This is a genomic window from Vallitaleaceae bacterium 9-2, assembly GCA_038396585.1.
Lineage (GTDB): Bacteria > Bacillota > Clostridia > Lachnospirales > Vallitaleaceae > UBA1351.
In genome coordinates, this window is record CP121691.1 from 1,888,956 (window position 1) to 1,908,712 (window position 19,757).

Annotated in this window: 20 protein-coding genes and 1 pseudogene; all 21 read right to left on the bottom strand. The window is 36.6% G+C overall.

The genetic code is table 11. The annotated features are described in order from the left end of the window. Positions 1–69: 69 nt before the first annotated feature. Positions 70–1,191, bottom strand: a complete 1,122-nt coding sequence (gene rpsA, locus QBE53_09000; protein WZL83231.1) for a 30S ribosomal protein S1 — start codon at positions 1,189–1,191, stop codon at positions 70–72. Further along, positions 1,169–2,032 (bottom strand): 4-hydroxy-3-methylbut-2-enyl diphosphate reductase, encoded by an 864-nt coding sequence (ispH, locus tag QBE53_09005; protein WZL83232.1) that lies wholly within the window; start codon positions 2,030–2,032, stop codon positions 1,169–1,171. The genes rpsA and ispH overlap by 23 nt, the downstream gene beginning before the upstream one ends. Positions 2,033–2,035: 3 nt before the next feature. Next, on the bottom strand, positions 2,036–2,725 hold the full coding sequence (gene cmk, locus QBE53_09010) for a (d)CMP kinase (protein WZL83288.1): 690 nt from the start codon (positions 2,723–2,725) through the stop codon (positions 2,036–2,038). A gap of 9 nt (positions 2,726–2,734) precedes the next feature. Then, positions 2,735–3,070: pseudogene (aroH, locus tag QBE53_09015) on the bottom strand (chorismate mutase). A 17-nt stretch (positions 3,071–3,087) separates the two neighbouring features. Next, positions 3,088–4,320 carry an NAD(P)/FAD-dependent oxidoreductase gene (locus tag QBE53_09020; GenBank protein ID WZL83233.1) on the bottom strand — a complete coding sequence of 411 codons (1,233 nt, stop codon included), beginning with the start codon at positions 4,318–4,320 and terminating at the stop codon, positions 3,088–3,090. 16 nt (positions 4,321–4,336) lie between these two features. After that, complete coding sequence (locus QBE53_09025) at positions 4,337–5,239, bottom strand: MurR/RpiR family transcriptional regulator (protein WZL83234.1); 903 nt, start codon at positions 5,237–5,239, stop codon at positions 4,337–4,339. A 209-nt stretch (positions 5,240–5,448) separates the two neighbouring features. After that, positions 5,449–6,861 (bottom strand): oxaloacetate decarboxylase subunit alpha, encoded by a 1,413-nt coding sequence (locus tag QBE53_09030; GenBank protein WZL83235.1) that lies wholly within the window; start codon positions 6,859–6,861, stop codon positions 5,449–5,451. A 33-nt stretch (positions 6,862–6,894) separates the two neighbouring features. Next, positions 6,895–8,136 (bottom strand): sodium ion-translocating decarboxylase subunit beta, encoded by a 1,242-nt coding sequence (locus tag QBE53_09035; protein ID WZL83289.1) that lies wholly within the window; start codon positions 8,134–8,136, stop codon positions 6,895–6,897. 97 nt (positions 8,137–8,233) lie between these two features. Further along, positions 8,234–8,602: a DUF2118 domain-containing protein gene (locus tag QBE53_09040; protein WZL83236.1), complete on the bottom strand. Its 369-nt coding sequence runs from the start codon at positions 8,600–8,602 to the stop codon at positions 8,234–8,236. Between the two features lie 11 nt (positions 8,603–8,613). Further along, complete coding sequence (locus tag QBE53_09045) at positions 8,614–8,964, bottom strand: OadG family transporter subunit (GenBank protein ID WZL83237.1); 351 nt, start codon at positions 8,962–8,964, stop codon at positions 8,614–8,616. A gap of 16 nt (positions 8,965–8,980) precedes the next feature. Further along, a complete protein-coding gene (locus QBE53_09050; protein ID WZL83290.1) occupies positions 8,981–10,411 on the bottom strand; it encodes a carboxyl transferase domain-containing protein in 1,431 nt (476 codons plus the stop codon). Positions 10,412–10,602: 191 nt separating this feature from the next. Next, positions 10,603–12,138: a cardiolipin synthase gene (gene cls / locus QBE53_09055; GenBank protein WZL83238.1), complete on the bottom strand. Its 1,536-nt coding sequence runs from the start codon at positions 12,136–12,138 to the stop codon at positions 10,603–10,605. Positions 12,139–12,230: 92 nt separating this feature from the next. Further along, positions 12,231–12,884 carry a class I SAM-dependent methyltransferase gene (locus tag QBE53_09060; GenBank protein WZL83239.1) on the bottom strand — a complete coding sequence of 218 codons (654 nt, stop codon included), beginning with the start codon at positions 12,882–12,884 and terminating at the stop codon, positions 12,231–12,233. A gap of 9 nt (positions 12,885–12,893) precedes the next feature. Then, positions 12,894–13,616: a pseudouridine synthase gene (locus QBE53_09065; GenBank protein ID WZL83240.1), complete on the bottom strand. Its 723-nt coding sequence runs from the start codon at positions 13,614–13,616 to the stop codon at positions 12,894–12,896. Continuing rightward, on the bottom strand, positions 13,613–14,239 hold the full coding sequence (gene scpB, locus QBE53_09070) for an SMC-Scp complex subunit ScpB (protein ID WZL83241.1): 627 nt from the start codon (positions 14,237–14,239) through the stop codon (positions 13,613–13,615). Before scpB ends, QBE53_09065 begins: the two co-directional genes overlap by 4 nt. Before the next feature lie 11 nt (positions 14,240–14,250). After that, entirely contained in the window at positions 14,251–14,991 is a 741-nt protein-coding gene (locus QBE53_09075) for a segregation/condensation protein A (GenBank protein ID WZL83242.1), read from the bottom strand. A 13-nt stretch (positions 14,992–15,004) separates the two neighbouring features. After that, positions 15,005–15,607, bottom strand: a complete 603-nt coding sequence (locus QBE53_09080; GenBank protein ID WZL83243.1) for a hypothetical protein — start codon at positions 15,605–15,607, stop codon at positions 15,005–15,007. A 101-nt stretch (positions 15,608–15,708) separates the two neighbouring features. Beyond that, complete coding sequence (locus QBE53_09085) at positions 15,709–17,013, bottom strand: pyrimidine-nucleoside phosphorylase (protein ID WZL83244.1); 1,305 nt, start codon at positions 17,011–17,013, stop codon at positions 15,709–15,711. 10 nt (positions 17,014–17,023) lie between these two features. Next, complete coding sequence (locus tag QBE53_09090; protein ID WZL83245.1) at positions 17,024–18,190, bottom strand: phosphopentomutase; 1,167 nt, start codon at positions 18,188–18,190, stop codon at positions 17,024–17,026. 114 nt (positions 18,191–18,304) lie between these two features. After that, positions 18,305–19,189 carry a tyrosine recombinase XerD gene (locus tag QBE53_09095; protein ID WZL79963.1) on the bottom strand — a complete coding sequence of 295 codons (885 nt, stop codon included), beginning with the start codon at positions 19,187–19,189 and terminating at the stop codon, positions 18,305–18,307. A gap of 11 nt (positions 19,190–19,200) precedes the next feature. Then, entirely contained in the window at positions 19,201–19,746 is a 546-nt protein-coding gene (locus QBE53_09100; protein WZL79964.1) for an NUDIX hydrolase, read from the bottom strand. Positions 19,747–19,757 lie beyond the last annotated feature (11 nt).

A 19,757-nucleotide genomic window follows, 5' to 3' on the forward strand; every position in this document is an offset into this window, starting at 1 on the left:
TCCTAATTCTAAAAAATATGCCACTATCTTAAGATAATGACATACTTAATATATATTTAATTCTATAAATTACTCTTCTGTATCTACTGCTTCTTCAGCTTCTACGACTTCTTCAGCACCATCTTCATCAACTTTTTCAAGTTCTTTAACAGACAAGCTGATTTTCTTTTCGTCTAAGTTTAAATCTGTTACTTTTGCAGTAACTTGCTCACCTACAGATAATACGTCTGAAGGTTTTTCAACATGCTTAACAGAGATTTGAGATACATGTAATAATGCATCAACACCTGTTTCAAGTTCAATAAATGCACCGAAATCTGTCATACGAGCCACACGACCAGTAACAACATTGCCTACAGCATATTTTTCTTCAGCATCATTCCAAGGATTTTCATCTTTGAATTTCATTGAAAGAGAAATTTTCTTTTTGTCTTTATTGATATCTAAGATACGTACTTTAACTTCGTCACCAACTTTAACAACATCTTTAGGTGAACGAATACGTCCCCATGATAATTCAGAAATGTGAACAAGACCATCAACGCCGCCTACATTAACAAAAGCGCCATAATCTGTAATGTTTTTAACAACACCGTCCATAACATCGCCTACTTGAATGGTTTCAAATATTTCATCCATTTTTAAGTTCTTTTCTTTTTCAATTAAGATACGTCGATTACCGATAATACGATTTTTCTTCAAGTTAAACTCAGTAATAACAAAAGATAGTTCTTCATTCTTAAATTGTTCAAGGTCTGATACATATTCATCGGACACAAGAGACGCAGGAATAAATACACGTACTTCTTTAATGATGACAACTAAGCCACCTTTAAGTACAAGATTCACCTTCGCTGTAACAACTTCTTTTGAATTAAATAGTTCTTCTACATAATTCAATCCTTCTTCTGCTTTAAGACGCTTGTACGTTAATAATACTTGTCCTTCTCCGTCATTAACTCTTAAAACTTTAGAGCGAATTTTTTGACCTACTTCAACTTCTTTTCGCAGATCGACTGTTGGAAAATTAGAAAATTCACTTTTAGGAATGATACCATCGGATTTATAACCGATGTTAACATAAATCTCATCAGCATTGACACCAATTATAGTACCCTCTACTATCTCTCCTCTATGAATTTGGATTATTGAATCTTCCAACATTTGTTCAAAATTTTGCATTTCTGACATTTGAAATGACCTCCTCGATTATGTTCTTCGGAGTTGAAGCTCCCGCTGTAATACCTATAATATCATTATCTTTGAAAACATTCAACTCTAATTCTTCTATAGTTTCAACGTAATATGTATCCTTACATTGACTCTTACAAATTTCATACAACTTTTGTGTATTTGAACTATTTTTGCCACCAATTACAATCATTTTTGTGACTTTTTCCGAAAGTTCTAAGGCTTCTCTTTGCCGCATAACAGTGGCTTGGCAAACAGTCTCGTTAATAATAACACGAATAGATTTTTTTTGCAATTTTTTTAATATAAGTTTATATTTTTCTACGTTAAACGTTGTCTGTGCGACAACTGTATATGTCTTGTTCTTATCCCATTGTATTTGGTCAATCTCATCCACGTCTTTGATGATAATAACCTCTCCTTTTGCCCATCCTGCAATGCCGATGACCTCTGGGTGATTTTCATCACCAATGATGAGGATTGCATCCCCTGAAAGGCTGGCTTTTTCAACAATTCGATGGATTTTTTTTACGTATGGGCAGGTACTGTCAACAATGGTGAATCCCCGTTCTTGGATTTTCTTTATCGTTTCTTCCGATACACCGTGACTTCGGATTAATAGCTCTCCTGGCGGATACGTATCCAACTCGTCAAGAGTATGGATTATGGTAACGCCTTGATTATTAAAATGTTCTACAACCTGAGGGTTATGAATAACCGGGCCGTATGAATATATATGTGTATTTTGCGATGTATGCTCATCAAGCATTTTTTCAAGATGTTGAACGGCTCGATTGACACCAAAGCAAAACCCTGCTGTTTTGGCAACAATAATTTCCATAGTTTACATTCCTAACTTTTTTGCTTGTTCATATATGGTATTAACAACTTCATTGATTCCCATATTCGACGTGTCAATAACAACCGCGTCCTGTGCTTGTTTAAGCGGTGCATACTCTCGATGCATATCCCTATAATCACGGGCTTCAATTTCTTGTTGGATTTGTTCTAAGTTGGGACTTTCGCCCTTCTCTTCAAGTTCTTTATATCGACGTAATGCACGAACGTCTACACTTGCCGTTAAAAAAATCTTAAGCGGCGCATCGGGCAGTACATGTGTACCTATATCACGTCCATCCATAACAACAGATTTTCGCTTTGCTAATTTTTGTTGTTCTTTGACTAAAAACAGTCTAACATATTTGTTCGTAGAAATAATAGAGGCAATATGTCCTATTTCTTGAGTACGAATTTTTGATGTTACATTTTCGTCTTGTAAAAAAATCTGTTGCATCCCATTTTCATACCCAATATTTACGTTGATTTTTTCGATATGCGTATCAATGAATTGATTGCGCTTTTCTTCATCATGTATATCTTCGCCCATATGTGTATATATATAGTATCCTATCGCTCGGTACATAGCTCCTGTATCTACATAAATGTAGGACATTTTTTTTGCAAGGGCCTTGGCAATAGTGCTTTTACCTGCGCCAGCCGGACCATCAATGGCGATATTTAAAGGTGTTGCAATATCCGGTCTTAGTTTAACCGCTTCCCCCAAATAGATATGTCGTACGCTGTTTTGCTCTATTTCACTGTTTACATGAAAAAGAACACGAATACATTGGCTTAAACTTCCTTCAACATACATTTCTTGACAACAAATCAATGAAGCTTCTGTCAACCCTAATTCTCTTGCAGCTACAGCAGGATATACTTGAGTCAAATCCTTTGTTGCTGTAAAAATAATTGAAACGATTTGGGAAGGGTCCAACTGATTTTGTTCTATAATTTGTTGCAGTAATTGTTTTGTACTTTCAAGAATTGCTTCTTTTGTATTTTCTTTTACTGTATTGGCACCACGAATGCTAATCATTTTTTTGTTCTTCCTTTCTAGTCGAGTGTACTCATGCCTGCTAAGGCACCTGTAGAAAATGCGATTTGCAGATTAAATCCTCCCGTTAACGCATCCAAATCTAAAACTTCACCTACAAAATATAAACCTTTGATATGCATTGACTCCATGGTATGAGGATTAATATCTTGAACATCAACTCCGCCTCGGGTAATGATGGCTTCATTAAACTTTCGAAACGCTTTAACATGTAACGTAAAGTTCTTCATCTGTTGACCAAGCATCATACGTTCTTCACGGGTAATTTGATCAATCGATTTCATAGGGTCAATCTGGCAACGTTTTAAAAGGACAGGAATCATTTTTTGTGGTAACAAGCCTTTTAAAACGTTTTGAATAGCTTTTTTTTGATGTTCATTAAAATCACGTAATATACGCTTGTCTAATTTTTCGTTATCCAGTCCAGGTTTTAAGTCAATAACGACTTCAACTGTTTTAAGCGCTATATTGCGTGCTATATAACTACTTGCAGATAAAACAAGTGGGCCGCTAACGCCAAAGTGGGTAAACAGCATTTCTCCAATTTCACTATAATATTCTCTTTGGCTATCTTTTGCTGTTAAACGCACATTTTTAAGCGATAACCCTTGCAATTCATAGATATCTTCTTCAACAGTCTCTATCGGAACAAGCCCTTGTAACAAAGGAACAATCTTATGTCCTAATGTTTTGGCAAAGGTATGTCCATCACCTGTTGATCCGGTCATACTGTAGGATACTCCGCCTGTAGCTATGATAACATGTTGAGCATTCAGTGTCTCTTTTGTGGACAATTTTACCCCTTCAATCTGGTTATGTGACGTCATAAGTTCTTGAACCGTGCTATGAAGCATCACTTTGACACCTCTTTTTCGCATCGCATTTTCTAATGCTTTTATAACATCAGACGATTTATCACTTGCCGGAAAAACGCGCTGTCCACGTTCAACTTTTAAAGCTAATCCCTCTTCTTCCAAAAAAGACATGACCATAGCACTGTCAAAAGAGTAAAAGGCACTATATAAAAACTTTGCATTACATGTTTGTTGCTTTAAGTGATATTCTACATCACTTGCGTTTGTTACATTACAACGTCCTTTTCCTGTGATATATAATTTTTTTCCGAGTTTTTCATTTTTTTCGATGAGCAAAACCGATTTTCCGGCATCACACGCCTTGATTGCCGCCATCATGCCAGCCGGTCCACCACCAACTACGATTGTATGATACATGTTTTTCTCCAAACTTTTATTGTTCTCGTCTTAGACTATAATTTATATTAATGTCATCATCATTTTCATACACTTGATATTCGTTCCATATATTTTCTAATCGTTCCAAACTTTCCACAATTGTATCTTTTTTACGCATAGATAAGGCTACAATGATAGCATTAATGACGCTTAACGGCGCAACTAAAGAATCCACAAACGAGACCATTTCACTTCGTGCCACTAAACTAACATCTGAAAATTGAACCATAGGAGAAATAGGACTATCAGTAATAGTAATAACACTACTTTTTCTTGATTGTGCATATTCCATGGCTTTTAGCGTTCGCTTGGAGTATCTTGGAAAGCTAATGCCAATCATAACGTCCTCATCGGATATACGATGAATCTGTTCAAACATTTCACTGACACTATTGGTATGGATCAACTTTACATTATCAAACATAAGATTAAAATAGAAGCCTAAGAAGCCAGCTAATGACGCACTGCTTCGAACGCCAACGATATATATAGTCTTGGCATCCATTATATAGTCGATTGCTTTATTAAATTGATCATTATCTATTTCTTCTAAAGTAACCTTTATCTTTTCCATATCTGCATGCAAGACATGTTTTAATATTTGATCTTGATCTATGCGATCTGAGGTTACATTGACACGCTGAATTGAAGTTAGTTTGTTTTTAACCAGCTCTTCCAATGCCCGCTGTAATTTTGGATATCCGTCATACCCCAATTCATTTGCAAAGCGTACCACTGTAGACTCACTGACACCAACAATAGTACCTAATTTTGCAGCAGTTAAAAAAACCGCTTTTTCATAATGGTTCGATATATAATCTGCAAGCAGCTTTTGACCTTTACTTAATTGGTTGTAATGGGAATTTATCCGTTTAATTAAATCATTTTGTCGTGACATAATTTCCTCCTGCACAATGCACGTTTTCCTTCAATTATATGAAAAATGAATGAAAGACCTTTTCATCTTTCAATATTTTTCTATTATAGCCTACAAATTATGAATTTACAAGGCTATATTTTCAAAAAAATGAATACTTTTTTTGGGTTTACGTCAAAAAATAGCACCTCAAATGTGAGATGCTATTCGTAGATTATTGAATCCGCAATTTATACCGGATACGCCTTATGTTGTATACCTGGTTGTTTAGGGTCAACTTTCGACTGTTGCGCTTCACGATACTCAAAATATTCTTTGGCAACTTGTGGGAAAAGCGCATAGGATAAAACATCTTCATCTTGTTGCGCCCATCGCATCGTTTCTTTTCGCAATGGCTCTAGTTCTGGCGCAAGCAAATCTGCCGGTCTACACGTTATGGTTTCTTCATCACCGATAATTTTATTTTTTATCTCTGTAGAAATCTCCATAGGTGTTCTTCCGTACTCCCCGCGAACTAACGCTTTGGATTCTTTGGAAATCATCTTGTAACGTTCACCACCAAGGACATTAAGAACCGCTTGGGTTCCAACAATCTGACTCGAAGGCGTAACTAACGGCGGATAACCAAAATCTGAACGTACACGCGGTATTTCTTCCAAGACATCATAAAATTTATCGCTGGCCCCTTGCTCATTTAGCTGGCTAACAAGATTAGACAACATACCACCTGGAACTTGGTATAACAACGTTTTTATGTTAACGCCAAGTATTTTAGAGCTTAACAAGCCACTTTCTAATGCGTTTTCACGAATCGGTCTAAAGTAATCTGCAATCTCTGCAAGAAGTGTTTCATCAAGCCCTGTGTCATAAGGTGTTCCCTTAAATGTTTCGACCATTACTTCCGTTGCTGGTTGTGCAGTTCCCATCGAAAAAGGACTCACTGCACAATCAATAATATCTGCTCCCGCTTCAACTGCTTTTAGGTAAGCCATACTCGCAACTCCTGAAGTATAGTGGGAATGTACTTGAAGTTCCAAATCCGTCACTTCTTTTATTTTTGTTACAAGCTTTGTTGCTTCATAGGGTACAAGTAATCCTGCCATATCTTTAATACAAATTGAATCTGCACCCATATCTTCAATACGCTTTGCCAATTCAGCATAATAGTCGATTGTATGAAAGTCAGATAACGTGTATGCAATGGCCACTTGTGCATGTCCACCTTCACGTTTGGTTGCATCAAGTGCTGTTTTAACATTTCGCATGTCATTAAGTGCATCAAAGATTCGAACAATATCAATACCATTTGCAATAGCTTTTTGGACAAAATACTCAACCACATCATCGGCATAATGACGATATCCTAATAAGTTTTGCCCCCGTAAAAGCATTTGCATTTTTGTGTTTTTAAAACCACCTCGTAGTAATCGTAAGCGTTCCCATGGATCTTCTTTTAAAAAACGAAGACATGAATCAAAGGTCGCTCCGCCCCACATTTCAACGGAATGATATCCAACACGATCTAATTTTTCAACAATAGGTAGCATATCTTCTGTACGCATACGTGTCGCAATTAGAGATTGATGGGCGTCGCGTAATATTGTATCTGTTATTTTAACAGGTTTTTTAATGAGTTCTGACATATTGACCTCCTTCTATAAGTCGTTTTTGTAACATTATAAGTATAAGGATAAGAATACACCTGCAGCAACTGCAGAGCCTATAACTCCTGCAACATTAGGGCCCATCGCATGCATAAGCAAGAAGTTCGAAGAATTTTCTTTTTGTCCTACTTTTTGCACAACACGCGCTGCCATTGGAACAGCAGATACACCGGCCGCACCAATCAATGGATTAATCTTTCCGCCAGATAATTTACACATAACCTTACCTAACAATACACCGGCCGCAGTCCCAAATGCAAAAGCCAAAAGACCTAAAATCAAGATAAAGAGCGTAGATGTGTTTAAAAAATCTGCAGCTCGAGTTGTTGCCCCAACTGTAATACCTAAGAAAATAGTAATCGTATACATTAGTGGTCCAGAGGCTACTTCTGCTAATTTTTCCGTCACCCCAGATACCTTAATCAAGTTTCCAAACATTAACATTCCAATAAGTGCTGTTGTTGAAGGTAAAATCAAAATAACGAGCAACGTAACAATAATAGGAAAGAGTATTTTTTCAAGCTGTGATACCGGTCGTAATTGCTGCATTTTGATCATTCGCTCTTCCTTCGTTGTCAACGCACGCATGATCGGCGGTTGTATAATGGGAACCAAGGACATGTATGAATATGCAGCCACTGCAATAGGTGCCAGCAAATGTGGCGCTAGCTTAATCGCTGTATATATTGCTGTCGGTCCATCTGCACCTCCAATAATTGCAATGGATGCGGATTCGCCATTGTTAAATCCAAATGCCAACGCTCCAAAAAATGCTAAAAATATACCAAACTGCGCTGCTGCTCCTAATAAGAAGCTTTTAGGGTTTGCTAATAATGGCGCAAAATCTGTCATAACACCCACACCCATAAAAATTAACGGTGGGAAAATTCCTAATTTATTTCCATAATAAATATAATACAATAGCCCACCAGGAATTTCTTTTGCGTGATCATAAAAATTCGCCCCGGTTTGGGATTCAAAGACAAGCGCAACTCGTGAAGCTACTTGTGTTAGACTTCCTTGAAATTCTTGGGTCACGCCCTCAAATGTCAATTGCGTAATAGGTCCATCCATAATCCCTGAAATAGGTAGATTAACTAAAAACATACCAAAAGCAATGGGCAATAAAAGTAATGGTTCAAATTCTTTTTTTATTGCTAAATACATAAGTATAAAAGCAATAATAATCATCAATAAGTTTCCAAGACTTCCGGAAAAAATATAGTTAAAATCAAACCCTCGATCCAAGTTCATATTTTGAACAAACCAATTTATTCCTGAAGAATCTATAAACCTTCCAAAAGCCTCGGCGAGTCTTTCTAACATGTTCATGAATAAATCCTCCCTATGCTTAGTTTAGAGAAGCGATTAAATCTCCTGCTTCTACTGCTTGGCCTGATGTCACATTAATACTTGCAACTGTTCCTGCACTCGGTGCAACAATTTCATTTTCCATTTTCATTGCTTCGAGCACAGCAACAACATCGCCCTCATTAACTGCATCACCAACAGCAACTTTAACAGAAACGATTTTTCCTTGCATCGGAGCTTCTAAAAGGGTGTCTCCATTACCGGTAGATGGGCTTGCTTGAGCAACAGGGTTTGACGGCGCTACACTTTTTGTCGGTTGACTAACAGGAGCTATACTTGCTCCGCCGCTTAGTTCCTCAACATCCACCTCATATGTATTTCCATTTACTGTAACTTGAAATCTTCTCATGGTAGTTCCTCCTATCGACTATATTGATTTTTGGTCGTAATACGTCTAAATGATTTTACATGCAACTGATCCGTTGTTGTCTCTAATGAAGCAGCTATAGCTGCAGTAATAACAGCAACAAGTACTTCCTCCTCGTGTTTATCGGTAACTTCATGAGGTTTTTTTTCGACAACGGCTGTAATTTTTGATTGTTCGTGGGGATGAACAATTTCTCCACGCTTAATGTATTTGAATAAGGTAATGATTAAGGAGATAAGGATTAAAATAGCAAATACAGTAGCCATACCGCTAATAAGTGCGATAAGACCTTCTTGTAAACGCTCTGATGTTGATGTTAAAAAAAATAAATTATTAAAAACCATGCTATCCTCGCTTTCCTTATATCGTACTATGTTTTCGATCTATATGAGGTACCCGTTTAGTATATAGCATTTCTAGCGCTACTATAACACGCTTGCGTGTTGCGGCCGGTTCAATAATATCATCAATATATCCTCGACTTGCCGCAGCATAAGGAGAAGATTGCATATGTTCAAACTCTTCTTGTTTTGCATTTTTTTCTGTGCTTGTAAGCATTCCTTCTGAAATCTCATCGTTAAACATAATACGAACTGCACTCTTTGCTTCCATCATGCCTACCTGGGCACTTGGCCATGCAAGTACAACATCAGCCCCTACATGCTTTGAATTAAAGCTTACATATGCCGATCCATATCCACGATATAATATCAGATTGATTTTAGGAACACTCGCATGAATAAATGCATGGGTCATTTTTGCTGCCATTTTTGCTAATCCTTGACTTTCATCAGCACCTTTTGTAGCAAATCCTACAATATCTGTTAATGTAACCAACGGAATATTAAATCCATCGCAAAAAGACACAAAGTTCGTTACTTTTGACAATCCTTGTGCACTTAGTCGACCATCACCATCTTGCGTTTGATTTCCAATAAACCCAATGGTCATTCCATTCATTTTTCCAAATGCAACGATCACTTCTGTTGCATAATTTTGTTTTACTTCAATAATATGATTGTGGTCACTAATAGAAAGGAGGGCTGCTCTGCAATCAACTCCTTGACTAGATACTATAGAATTAAGCTCAGGAGAAACCCGGTTCAAATCATCGGACACTTGTTCAAATGGCGCTTCTTCTGTATTGTTGGCCGGTAAGAATTCAACAAGTTGACGCATATCTTGAATTAAACCCTGTTCATCTTGGCAAATAAAATCAACTAAACCTGAAACCTCTAAATTATATTGTGCAGAACCAAAAGCTGTCGTATCTTTTGTATCATCATAGGTATTTGGACTATTGACAAACAATTGACCATTTTTATCCGTTATAAATGTAAAGTCACTTAATCCGGCAATGATCGCTGCTCCACCGCCACATGTTCCCACAACACCTGTTATTTGAGGAATGACGCCTGAAGCCATGGATTGCTTCATATAGATTTGCCCAATAGCATCTAAAGCATCAGTAGATTCTTGTAGCCTTAAGCCAGCGCTATCTAGAAGTCCAATGATAGGCGCTCCCATTTTTATAGCCAAATCATATAGTGTAACTATTTTTTTTGCGTGCATTTCGCCAATGGCACCACCGACTAATGTAGCATCTTGACTATATGCATAAACCAATCGTCCATTAATGGTTCCGTAACCTGTAACTACGCCATCAGCAGGAACGGTTTTTACATTCAAATTAAAATCTGTTGCCCGTTGCTGTACAAATGCACCGACTTCAACGAAACTATTTTCATCAAAAAGCTGCTGCATACGTTCACGTGCAGTTTTTTTGTTCATTGCATGTAATTGATCAACCGCTTCTTGTCCGCCTTGAAGTTCGATGTGCTTTCTACGAGTATGTAAATCATTTAACTTCTCTTGGAAACTCATATTAACCCTCCATAGATTTATTTTAACAGTGCACTTTTCTCAAGCTTCATTCTACATAAGAAACTAACAAAAATCAAGTTAACTGTTAATAGTTTTTGTTACATTAATGGTGCGAAGACACGTAAAAAATCCTGTGCCAAACGCGACAAAACATTTCCTTTGTAATCATCCTCCTTAATTAACCTTGACTTATCAAGTGTTTTCATAAAATCATTATATATATCATGAATAGCAGAATTATCAAAGAGCACTACGCCACATTCAAAGTGCAGGTATAGACTACGAAAATCTAGATTCGTTGTTCCAACCGTAGCAATGCTATTATCTGAGACAAACGTCTTTCCATGATTGAATCCATTCGTATATTCATATATTTTTACGCCAGCTTTAATAAGCTCACGATAATATGAACGTGTTGTTACATGTACAATCCACTTATCATATTTATCCGGTGTAATAATGCGTACATCAATTCCGCTTTTTGCTGCAAGGCACAAAGCCGATACCATACTATCATCAATAATTAAATACGGAGTATTGATATACACATATTCCTTTGCATTATTGATAATTTGTAAGTATACATGTTCTCCTACATTTTCATCATCTAACGGACTATCTGAATACGGTTGCACCAACCCATCCGTCTCTATGTTGCATGGATCATATTTCCATGGATAAAACGCTTCATAATCTTCTTCAACATTCGAAGCCAAATACCACATCTCTAAAAAAATCAACGTAAAACTCCATGCGCCATGTCCATCCAATTGAATAGCAGCATCTTTCCAATGTCCATACTTTTCAATATGATTGATATATTCATCTGCAAGATTTACGCCGCCGGTAAAGGCGACTTTTCCGTCAATTACTAAAATTTTTCTATGGTCCCGATTATTTTGTGTTGCTGATAAGATAGGATTAAACCGGTTAAACGCAATGCACTTTATTCCAAAAGCTTCCAATTGTTCAGGGTAATCCTTAGGTAATAAAAAAAGACATCCGACATCATCATAGATTAATCGTACATCAATTCCTTGCGCCGCCTTTTCTTTAAGGATTTCTAATATACTATCCCACATCAGTCCAGACTCTATTATAAAATACTCTAAAAAAATGTATTTTTCTGCTTTTTTTAATTCAACGAGCATAGCCTTGAACTTAGCTTCTCCTGACGGAAGATATTGTGTCTTTGTATGATTGTATATCGGAAAACCTGCAAAATTTTGCAAATAATTTACTTGCGGCAGATATTTTCTTTGAATAACATCTTTGGCCTTATATAAGTTTCCCGTAAGTAAGTATAAAGGTTCAGTAATATATTTATAATGATTAATACGTTTGTTATACTTCATCCGTGACATTTGGAATTTAAATAACACATAAAATAATCCTCCAAAAATCGGAAAAAGTAAAATCTGAAAAACCCAAGTCAGCTTATAAGCACCTTTTGTGCGATTGGCAATGATTTTTACAGCTACAATAACACTCACCGTTGTCATTAAACCGTTAAATATCCATGAGTTTTTACTTCGATATAACAATAGCACCACAATAACGGCTATTTGAAGAAGTAATAAAAAAGTAACTGCCACGCGACGCCTAAATAAAACTCTAAACCATTTTTTCTTCATGCCAACCACCTCGTAACTAGTATACACTAATCATCCAAAAATTCAAATGATTATTCAAATTCTTAAGAACATTTTACCAAGGCACTTTTGTATTATAACTCATTGTCAGTTGTCTGACAACACCTTTTGTAAATTAAATATTGTTTCGGTGCTCTTTCACTACGATTGACATATTGCATTTTTAAAACTTCAAATTCTTTTGCCGGCAATTGTTGCAATAGTCGCTCAATTTCACAATCTTCATACGCCCCTTCTTCGTGTCCCGGATAGGTTACCAAAGAGATAACACCATGGGGCTTGATGAGCTGAAGACTTTTTTTGACTGCACGTAGTGAAGATTGCATTTGGGTAGTCACCTGTTTATCCGCACCGGGTAAATACCCAAAATTAAACATGATACAAGCAATCCGATTGGCTTTGGCTGCACTTTTAATCTGCATAAAATCAATATTTTCATGGGATAGATGCATCAAGTAAATCCCCGAATGTACAACAAGCTGCTCATCGGCTATATCATCAACGATAATGACCGAGTGGTCAAGTTCTTCATGAATTCGCAAACAGGTCGCTTCTAACGCCTTTTTTTGAATATCAAAGCCAATAACGGTCCCTTGGGAGCCAACATGCTTTGCAAGAAAAAGGGTATCATTTCCATTGCCGCTTGTCCCATCAATGACTACATCTCCTTTATGTATATAAGGGGCGAGCATTTGATGGACACGGTCTGTAATACGAATGTCAAACATAAGTCCTCCTTATAAACCGGCTAGTTTCTTTATATATGCGACCTCATCGGCTGTTAATCTTCTGGATTTTCCAAGGCGCAATCCTTGCAAGGTCAATTCTCCAATAGCGATTCTCTTTAAGGTAACAACCTCGCATCCGATAAACTCGAACATATTACGTACTTGTCGATTTTTCCCTTCACTGATAACGACTTCATATGTTCCGGTATTTTCTTCTTCATCTAACCGACGCAAACGAATTTCACAGGGAGCTATAGAATAAACACCAATATCGCCACCTTTTCTAAGTTGGCTTAACTTTTCTTTTGTCGGAATTGGTTTTACTTTGATCACATATTTTTTTGTAACTTCATGTTTAGGATGTGTTAAGCGATATGTCACATCTCCATCATTGGTTAGCAAAAGAATCCCCGATGTATTTTGATCAAGTCGTCCAATCGGATACAAACGCTCCTGGTCCGGAACCAGATCCATAACTGTTTTTCTATTTTTTTCATCACTAACCGTACTGACATATCCACGAGGCTTGTTTAACATATAGTATGCATTTTCTTCCGTCATGAAAATACGTTTCCCACGTACATGAACTGTATCTCTTTTTTCGTCAATCTTTACGCCCATTTCTTTGACCACATGTCCATTGACTTTGACTTTGCCTTCTTCAATTAATTTTTCGCTTTGTCGTCTTGACGCCACTCCGGCCATTGCCATAAATTTTTGTAATCGCATCATTCTTCTTCACCTTCTTCGTCATTAAAACGACTTTCTTTTTTCTGTTCATCAAGATGATCATGAAAACTCATCTGTAGCTCTTGTTCTACTTCACCACGTATTTTTTTTAGCTGCTGCTCATCAATATCCGGTAACTCTTCGACAGAAGCCAGTCCAAAACCACGTAAAAAAGCCTCCGTTGTTCCAAATAAAATCGGACGTCCCGGACTGTCCAAACGGCCCTTTTCTTCAATCAATCCATATTCGATGAGTTTATTAACCGCGTGGTCTGTTTTTACGCCGCGTATTTTTTCAATATGCATTTTTGTCAACGGTTGTTTGTATGCAATAATTGACAGCGTCTCAATCAAAACTTCTGTCAATTCATGTTTGACAACCTTATTCGTTGCTTTTTTTATGTATTCATAATATTCTTTTTTTGTGCACAACTGAAATGCACCTTCTAATTCAATCAAGCGAATCCCACGATGCTTATTTTGGTAAGCGTCCATCATTTGATGAAGAATTTTTTTTGTTGTTTCTTCATCCAATTCAATCACCGTAGCAATTTTATCTAAAGAGACGGCTTCACCTAACGTAAATAAAATAGCTTCGATGATTGCTTCATATTCATATATTTCCATAACTATCCCTTCTAGATAAATTCAATATCAATATCATGAAAAACATTAACTTGAACCACTTTAATCTTACTAACTTTCATGAGTTCAAGAACAGCCAAAAAAGTGGCAATTACTTCAGATTTTGTTATTTGTTGAGTAAGCAATTGACGAAAACTTAACTTTGGCATGAGCTTTTTCTTTTGTAAAATTTCTTCCATCTTATCATGTACTGTGAATGTTTCTTTTTTTATTGTTCCAAACTTGCTTCGAATGGGGTCAATCTTATTTTTATTTTTTTTGATGACCTCATTAAATATTTTATACATCATAGAAAAATCTAAGCCTTCTAACAAGGCGTGCGGATCTGCTTTTGGAACAAAGCTACTGACTTCTTGTGGAATTGTCGGCACTTTAAAAAACACCTGTTGCGCTTCTATTTGTTTATCCTTAAGATGTTCTGCCATTAATTTGTATTTTTTATACTCAAGAAGCTGCTCCATAAGTTCTTGTCTTGGATCGATTTCTTCATCATTTTCATCCTTTTTCTTTGGCAACAGCATTTTTGTCTTGATCTGAATAAGCGTAGCAGCCATTTCAATAAACTCGCTCATGGTTTCCATTTTGTTTTGTTCCATTGCTTCAATATAGGCAATATATTGATCTGTAATGATTGCAATAGGAATATCTGTAATAGAGACTTTGTTTTTATCGATTAGATGTAGCAGCAAATCGAGCGGACCCTCAAACGTCTCTAAACGAATTGATAATTTCATACCTCACACCTACTTATATTAATAATTTTTGAATAGGAAGAAATAGTGAATGCACAAATGCATTTAATATGTTAAATGCAATAAGCAAAATAAAGACTGCATGAATAATACGTTCGTTTTGAATCATCTTAAAATAAAAGTTTGGATTAAGGGAATAGATCATTTTAGTCATATCAAGAGGCGGAACCGGCAATAAATTCACAACAATTAATGCAAAGCTATACTGAATTAATCGAAAAACAAACGTTATCGCATAGCTTCCTACCACCGTTGTCGTTGTCCCATAAAAACGTATAAAAATAGGAATAAGTGCTAAAATCAACAACACATTGGCAGCCATTCCAACTAACATCAAAAACACGAATCCTTTTTCCTTATCTTTAAACTGAACCGGATTAAATTCTCCTGGTTTTTGCCATCCTACACTTGTAAATACAAAAAGAATTAACCCTATAGGATCAATGTATTTTAAGGCATTTACTTTTATATCTTTTCTTTTTCGATAAATAGGATGTAACATCGACAAAGAAAAATAATACTTTGACAATTCATGCACAAGCATAACTATACTTGCAGCTATAATAGAAATAATAATATCAATCGTTAAATTTAACATGCTGTCACCTCTTATTCTTATTGAATACGGCAAGTGAATTAACACCTGCCGTTCTATATTATAACACAGAATTCCTTGTTATACATATGAAATTATAAAACTTATGAGATCACTTTTTTTATTATTGGTTGGGGATGAATCACTGTATCTGAGATAACATAGGCACTTTCAATGATTTTTCTTGCATTTTCCATCTTAGTTTTATCATTTCCATGAAGCACTGCTAAAGTATCACCTTTTTCAACATAATCGCCTATTTTCTTTTCAACAAGAATACCGACGCTTAAATCGATGACACTTTCTTTTGTTTCGCGTCCGCCGCCAAGTACAAGTGCTGAATAACCGATTTGCTCCGCTTCAATAGATGCAATGTATCCTGAACTACTCGCTGTAATCGGTTCTACAAATTTAGCTTTTTCAAATTTTTCTGTATCTTGGACATAACTTGAATCGCCGCCTTGAGCCGCAATAAACTCTTTGAACTTCTCAAGCGCCTTCCCATTGTCAAGGACCTCTTGCAACATGTGACGCGCTTCATCAATGGATGCCGCTTTTTTTGCGTGATAAACCATATGACTTCCAAGTTCAAGCGATACCTCAAGTAAATCTTTTGGTCCATTACCTTTTAGTGTATTAATCGCTTCAATCACTTCCAGATTATTGCCCACAGCAAAACCTAAAGGTTGATTCATGTCAGAAATAATTGCCGTTGTATCTCGGTCCAACTGTTTTCCAATAGTTACCATGATTTGTGCAAGTTCAATAGCATCTTTTTCATTTTTCATAAATGCTCCACTGCCAACTTTAACATCTAAAACTATGGCGTCCGCACCAGAAGCTATTTTTTTACTCATAATTGAACTCGCTATAAGTGAGCGTTGATTAACGGTGGCTGTTACATCACGAAGTGCATAGAGTTTTTTATCGGCTGGCGCAAGATTTGCCGTTTGCCCTGCAATGGCAATTTTTATTGAGTTCACATTCTCAATAAATTGTTCGATCGGAATGGAGGTCTTAAATCCAGGAATCGATTCAAGCTTATCAATTGTACCTCCTGTATGCCCAAGGCCTCGACCACTCATTTTAGCCACTGGAACGCCTAGGCTTGCTACCATTGGCGCTACTACTAATGTTGTCTTATCTCCCACACCACCGGTTGAATGCTTATCCACAATGATGCCGTCAATGGCAGACAGCGATAGCATCTCGCCACTTTCTGCCATACTAAGAGTAAGCCAAGACGTTTCTTCATCATTCATTCCATTAAAAAATATAGCCATCATAAATGCCGAAACTTGATAATCGGGTATTGCATCTTTACTATATTCTTGAATAAACCACTGTATTTCTTCTTTGGTTAATGCTTTGTTTTGCTTTTTTTTCTCAATCAAATCATACATTCGCATTATAATCACCTCACATAAGCTCTTTTTTAAAACTAATCCCTTCAGTAATCGGATCAACGCCAATTAAATCAGCAATAGACTGTCCGATATCTGCAAAGGTCTCACGTGTACCAAGATCAATGCCGGCTTTAATTTGTTTTCCATAAACCAAAAGCGGAATATATTCTCGTGAATGATCTGTTGAAGGCGTTGTCGGATCACAACCATGATCTGCATTAATCACTAAGATATCCTCATCATGCATTGAGTGTATAATTTCTGGTAGTCGATTATCAAATTCAACCAATCCATTCGCATAGCCAATCACATCATTACGATGTCCCCAATGGGAATCAAATTGTACGAGGTTTGTATAAATCAAGCCTTCCTCGACACTCTTCATATAATGTAGTGTCTGGTCCACTCCATCCATATTATCTTTCGTATGTATTGCTTCTGTGACCCCTTTGCCATTGAAAATATCTTCAATTTTTCCTACAGCGACCATGGATAGACCGGCTTTTTTTACTTGATCTAGAACCGTAACACCTGGAGGTGATAAGGAAAAATCACGTCGATTAGCTGTACGTTCAAATGCTCCTGGCTTTCCAATAAAAGGTCGTGCAATAACACGAGCAACACCATGTTCTCCTGCCAAAAGTTCACGCGCAATTTGACAATATCTATAGAGTTCATCAATTGGAACCACCTCTTCGTGTGCCGCAATTTGGAACACACTATCTGCAGAAGTATATACAATTAAAGCCCCTGTTTTCATGTGTTCTTCACCAAGTTCATCTAATATATCGGTTCCAGATGCCGGCTTATTGGCCAACCACTTGCGTCCCGTTTTTTCCGAAAATGGAATCATGATTTCATCTGGGAAACCATTAGGATATGTAGGCAATGGATTTGGTGAATGTACACCTGCCATCTCCCAATGTCCAACTGTTGTATCTTTTCCATTTGACTTTTCATTGCATCGTCCAAAACTTCCTATTGGATTTTGAACCTTGTGCAGGCAGTTAACGCCTTCAATATGACCTATTCCCAATTTTTCCAAGTTAGGCAATGTAATACTTGTGGCATTAACGGTGTTGCATAATGTATGACTACCTACATCACCAAATTTATCTGCGTCTGGAAGTTCACCGATTCCAACACTATCTAGAATAATCCAAATAACTCTTTTTCCCATCTTTTATCCTCCTATGACCGTCAAATTTATTTCTATACTTACCTTCTTATTATATCATGTAATTACATAATTACAAATCGATTTATTAAAAAAAAGCAATCGATATATCGATTGCTATGCTCTTGGATGCGCTTTTAAATATTCTTCTTTAATTTTATGATTTTTTTGATTCAAATATAGCTGTGTCGAAGCAATATCCGAATGTCCCATCATTTCCTTCACTGCATTTAAATCCGCACCATTTTGAACCATATGGCTAGCAAATGAGTGGCGTAGCATATGTGGTGTAATGGTTTTTTCGATATTCGCTCGGCGGGCATAGGCCTTAACTATTTTCCAAAAACCCTGACGTGTTAATTTTTTCCCTTGATAGTTTAAAAACACTTCATTCACTTGCTCTTCTTGGCGAAGAAACTGATGCCTTGAATCTTTAAGATATTTTTTTATAGAATGGCTACAGGTTTTACCTATCGGAATAATCCGCGCTTTTTTTTGAGTTTGACACCGAATATATCCCAACGGGATGTTAATATCTGCCATCGTCAAATTAATCAATTCACTCACACGAATGCCTGTTGCATAAAGTACTTCAAGCATGGCCTTATCACGTAAACCTTTTGCCGAATCATCCGGTTGGTTTAAAAAAAGTTCAACCTCTTCAAGTGTCATCACACTTGGTAATTGCATCTGTTTTTTAGGTGTTGTGATTCGCTTGCACGGATTATATTCAAGCACACGTTCCTGTTCTAAATAACGAAAAAACCCTCTAAATGCTGCCAAATGACGTGAAAGTGTTGAATTGGCTTTTCCTTCATGTCGTAAGTGCATCATATAGTCATTTAAATGTGTATATTGAATTTCTGCAAGGTCACCAACATCGGATTCGATAAGATATGTAATCAAACGATTCAAATCTCTTTCATACGATTGTCGTGTATTAGCAGAAATATTTTTTTCCATTTCCAATTCATCTAAATAGTATATAATATACTTACGCATGGTTGTTCTCCTTAATCATTCCCTCGCTGCAGTTGATGTTTATATGCCAATAACGCGGAAATGGTTTTATTATCTAAGATTTCTCCATCAAATATCATTTGTATGAGTTGATCTAAAGGATAGCTTTTTATCTCAACAAACTCATCGTCGTCTAAATTCTGCTCGGTTTTTACTAATCCCTTAGCAACATAAATATGAATAACTTCATCGCAAATTCCAATTGAAGAATAAAATTTAAATAAAAAGTCCATATGCTCACACTGGTAACCCGTTTCTTCTTCGAGTTCACGTAAAGCACATGCACGCGGATCTTCATGTTTGGCATCTAATACTCCCGCAGGTATTTCAAGAGTAATTGAATCCGAGGCTAATCGATATTGTTTAACCATTAGAATATCACCATTTGCATCAACAGGTATTACTGCTGCTGCTCCAATATGCTTGATCAATTCCCAAGTAACTTCGTCTCCATCCGGAGTCAATAATTGTTCAGTCACAAGGTGTACACGATTTCCTATATATATATCTTGATGCTTTAAACGCTTAAATTTTTCCATAGTACCCTTTC

Coding starts and splice junctions, on each gene's coding strand:
- rpsA (WZL83231.1), bottom strand. CDS start 1,191: ATGTCAGAAATGCAAAATTTTGAACAAATGTTGGAAGATTCAATAATC.
- ispH (WZL83232.1), bottom strand. CDS start 2,032: ATGGAAATTATTGTTGCCAAAACAGCAGGGTTTTGCTTTGGTGTCAAT.
- QBE53_09020 (WZL83233.1), bottom strand. CDS start 4,320: ATGTATCATACAATCGTAGTTGGTGGTGGACCGGCTGGCATGATGGCG.
- QBE53_09025 (WZL83234.1), bottom strand. CDS start 5,239: ATGTCACGACAAAATGATTTAATTAAACGGATAAATTCCCATTACAAC.
- QBE53_09030 (WZL83235.1), bottom strand. CDS start 6,861: ATGTCAGAACTCATTAAAAAACCTGTTAAAATAACAGATACAATATTA.
- QBE53_09035 (WZL83289.1), bottom strand. CDS start 8,136: ATGAACTTGGATCGAGGGTTTGATTTTAACTATATTTTTTCCGGAAGT.
- QBE53_09040 (WZL83236.1), bottom strand. CDS start 8,602: ATGAGAAGATTTCAAGTTACAGTAAATGGAAATACATATGAGGTGGAT.
- QBE53_09045 (WZL83237.1), bottom strand. CDS start 8,964: ATGGTTTTTAATAATTTATTTTTTTTAACATCAACATCAGAGCGTTTA.
- QBE53_09050 (WZL83290.1), bottom strand. CDS start 10,411: ATGAACAAAAAAACTGCACGTGAACGTATGCAGCAGCTTTTTGATGAA.
- cls (WZL83238.1), bottom strand. CDS start 12,138: ATGAAGAAAAAATGGTTTAGAGTTTTATTTAGGCGTCGCGTGGCAGTT.
- QBE53_09060 (WZL83239.1), bottom strand. CDS start 12,884: ATGTTTGACATTCGTATTACAGACCGTGTCCATCAAATGCTCGCCCCT.
- QBE53_09065 (WZL83240.1), bottom strand. CDS start 13,616: ATGATGCGATTACAAAAATTTATGGCAATGGCCGGAGTGGCGTCAAGA.
- scpB (WZL83241.1), bottom strand. CDS start 14,239: ATGGAAATATATGAATATGAAGCAATCATCGAAGCTATTTTATTTACG.
- QBE53_09075 (WZL83242.1), bottom strand. CDS start 14,991: ATGAAATTATCAATTCGTTTAGAGACGTTTGAGGGTCCGCTCGATTTG.
- QBE53_09080 (WZL83243.1), bottom strand. CDS start 15,607: ATGTTAAATTTAACGATTGATATTATTATTTCTATTATAGCTGCAAGT.
- QBE53_09085 (WZL83244.1), bottom strand. CDS start 17,013: ATGCGAATGTATGATTTGATTGAGAAAAAAAAGCAAAACAAAGCATTA.
- QBE53_09090 (WZL83245.1), bottom strand. CDS start 18,190: ATGGGAAAAAGAGTTATTTGGATTATTCTAGATAGTGTTGGAATCGGT.
- QBE53_09095 (WZL79963.1), bottom strand. CDS start 19,189: ATGCGTAAGTATATTATATACTATTTAGATGAATTGGAAATGGAAAAA.
- QBE53_09100 (WZL79964.1), bottom strand. CDS start 19,746: ATGGAAAAATTTAAGCGTTTAAAGCATCAAGATATATATATAGGAAAT.